The sequence below is a fragment of the Collinsella aerofaciens genome (genome assembly GCF_005845035.1).
Classification (GTDB): Bacteria; Actinomycetota; Coriobacteriia; order Coriobacteriales; family Coriobacteriaceae; genus Collinsella; species Collinsella aerofaciens_I.
Window position 1 is genome coordinate 1 of the sequence record NZ_SPFO01000040.1, and the last position, 3,026, is coordinate 3,026.

Here is a 3,026-nt window from a genome sequence, read left to right on the forward strand (position 1 = left end):
AACATACTAGTGAAATTAGCCTTAATCCCTTCTCGAAGTTAATCATGCATTATGGTGTAAAAAATGCAACTCGCGTTGCTCTACTTTTTCCCGAATTTCCAAATACGCAGCTGGGGTGATTGCTCGATTTCGTAACGAAAGTTTTGTTTATAAAAACCGCGAAATCCTTCTTCAACAGATGGATTTTTACAGTGCTGACATACAATGACAACAACTATAATAGAAAATAACCGAAATATGAATGGAGAGAGACTACTTGTTTGTATTAAGCAATGTATTATGCAGCACTTCCAACCTATGGTGTACGATGAAAGTAGGTGTGTAATCGAGACGACAAGGGGGACTTTTCCAGTTCCTGACAATTATAAGAAATACAAAACGTTAGCATTTGCATTTGTTGGACATGTACTGAATACAGACGACACACCGGTAATTGAAAAAGAACTGGATTGGCCTGATCCTGCACTAGTGTACAATACAATTGTCGATCGAATCATAAATCACCCAGAATTATCACAGTTTATATCGGTTGCATTTATTAGTCAGTTAAAGGCCACCATCGGAGAGGGTTTAGATATTAATGTAAAAGGCACGCTAAACCGCAGGGGAAAGGGTATCAGAAGGCCTAAAGGCGTATTTTTTAGATACATGGAATCTCCATTTGTCAATGCAAAGGTCACTGCATTCTTCTCTTATCTTCGAGATTATAATAAAATTGCCTCAGAATATCACAATAATACTAAATTCATTCTCACGTTTTCATGTCAAGCATATTGGGCATCTGGCCCAAACTTCTCCGCCTTGAAGAATGTTATTAGGTGCTCCATAATTCATGAATACATTTCTAAGTTTGTGGAAAGAGAACAGGGTCTTATAGGAGATCAGGAGCAACCACGTGAAGAAAACTCTTCCCCTGAACTAAGTAATGTGCAACATGAAGTCAATAATTTAATCGAACAAGATGCCGCGGCGGATGAAGGGTTGTGGAGTGAGATAGATTCATTATGTGAAAAATGGCAGTCTGAAGCGGAAGACCAAGCTGAAGCGGAGATAATAGCCGACAGAATAATTGGAAATAGTCAAAGGATGGCGAACCTTAAAATTCGTCGTACAAAGTTCAAAAGTGTCTTGTATCATATACTAAAGGAACTAATTCAATCTCAGGGAACCGTAAAGGTTTATCGCGGTAGTAGTTTTTCACACGATTCGATAAAGATAAGCTTACATTATGAAGAGCAGCATATTACAGCCGTATGGGTCTACTTGACAGTAAAATTTGAAGAGCATTGGAAGCCTGTTGATGTAGAGGTCGAGTTTAGATGCAAGTTCAAGGAGCGAAAGGTGGATGGGTAGGTTATATAGGGATATAGCACAGAGATATATAGCAAAGAGATACTTTTGAGCAATGTTTCAGGGCACAGTATTCGCGGTGTAGTAGTTACGGTGCGGTGCGTTTTTGGATTTTTCAAAGTGCGTCTTCAAAGCGCTTTTGGTTTTCAAAGCGCTCTGAAGTTCCTATACTTTCTAGAGAATAGGAACTTCGGAATAGGAACTTCAAAGCGTTTCCGAAAACGAGCGCTTCCGAAAATGCAACGCGAGCTGCGCACATACAGCTCACTGTTCACGTCGCACCTATATCTGCGTGTTGCCTGTATATATATATACATGAGAAGAACGGCATAGTGCGTGTTTATGCTTAAATGCGTACTTATATGCGTCTATTTATGTAGGATGAAAGGTAGTCTAGTACCTCCTGTGATATTATCCCATTCCATGCGGGGTATCGTATGCTTCCTTCAGCACTACCCTTTAGCTGTTCTATATGCTGCCACTCCTCAATTGGATTAGTCTCATCCTTCAATGCTATCATTTCCTTTGATATTGGATCATACCCTAGAAGTATTACGTGATTTTCTGCCCCTTACCCTCGTTGCTACTCTCCTTTTTTTCGTGGGAACCGCTTTAGGGCCCTCAGTGATGGTGTTTTGTAATTTATATGCTCCTCTTGCATTTGTGTCTCTACTTCTTGTTCGCCTGGAGGGAACTTCTTCATTTGTATTAGCATGGTTCACTTCAGTCCTTCCTTCCAACTCACTCTTTTTTTGCTGTAAACGATTCTCTGCCGCCAGTTCATTGAAACTATTGAATATATCCTTTAGAGATTCCGGGATGAATAAATCACCTATTAAAGCAGCTTGACGATCTGGTGGAACTAAAGTAAGCAATTGGGTAACGACGCTTACGAGCTTCATAACATCTTCTTCCGTTGGAGCTGGTGGGACTAATAACTGTGTACAATCCATTTTTCTCATGAGCATTTCGGTAGCTCTCTTCTTGTCTTTCTCGGGCAATCTTCCTATTATTATAGCAATAGATTTGTATAGTTGCTTTCTATTGTCTAACAGCTTGTTATTCTGTAGCATCAAATCTATGGCAGCCTGACTTGCTTCTTGTGAAGAGAGCATACCATTTCCAATCGAATCAAACCTTTCCTTAACCATCTTCGCAGCAGGCAAAATTACCTCAGCACTGGAGTCAGAAGATACGCTGGAATCTTCTGCGCTAGAATCAAGACCATACGGCCTACCGGTTGTGAGAGATTCCATGGGCCTTATGACATATCCTGGAAAGAGTAGCTCATCAGACTTACGTTTACTCTCTATATCAATATCTACATCAGGAGCAATCATTTCAATAAACAGCCGACATACATCCCAGACGCTATAAGCTGTACGTGCTTTTACCGTCAGATTCTTGGCTGTTTCAATGTCGTCCATTTTGGTTTTCTTTTACCAGTATTGTTCGTTTGATAATGTATTCTTGCTTATTACATTATAAAATCTGTGCAGATCACATGTCAAAACAACTTTTTATCACAAGATAGTACCGCAAAACGAACCTGCGGGCCGTCTAAAAATTAAGGAAAAGCAGCAAAGGTGCATTTTTAAAATATGAAATGAAGATACCGCAGTACCAATTATTTTCGCAGTACAAATAATGCGCGGCCGGTGCATTTTTCGAAAGAA

At 39.9% G+C, this 3,026-nt stretch carries 2 protein-coding genes; one reads left to right on the top strand and one right to left on the bottom strand.

Annotated elements, in window-relative coordinates; genetic code table 11:
- Positions 1-297: 297 nt before the first annotated feature.
- Entirely contained in the window at positions 298-1,353 is a 1,056-nt protein-coding gene (locus FGQ67_RS09925; RefSeq protein ID WP_212746040.1) for a hypothetical protein, read from the top strand.
- A gap of 533 nt (positions 1,354-1,886) precedes the next feature.
- On the opposite strand, the gene FGQ67_RS09935 is transcribed toward FGQ67_RS09925, so the two are convergent.
- A complete protein-coding gene (locus FGQ67_RS09935) occupies positions 1,887-2,777 on the bottom strand; it encodes a hypothetical protein (RefSeq protein WP_022618806.1) in 891 nt (296 codons plus the stop codon).
- Positions 2,778-3,026 lie beyond the last annotated feature (249 nt).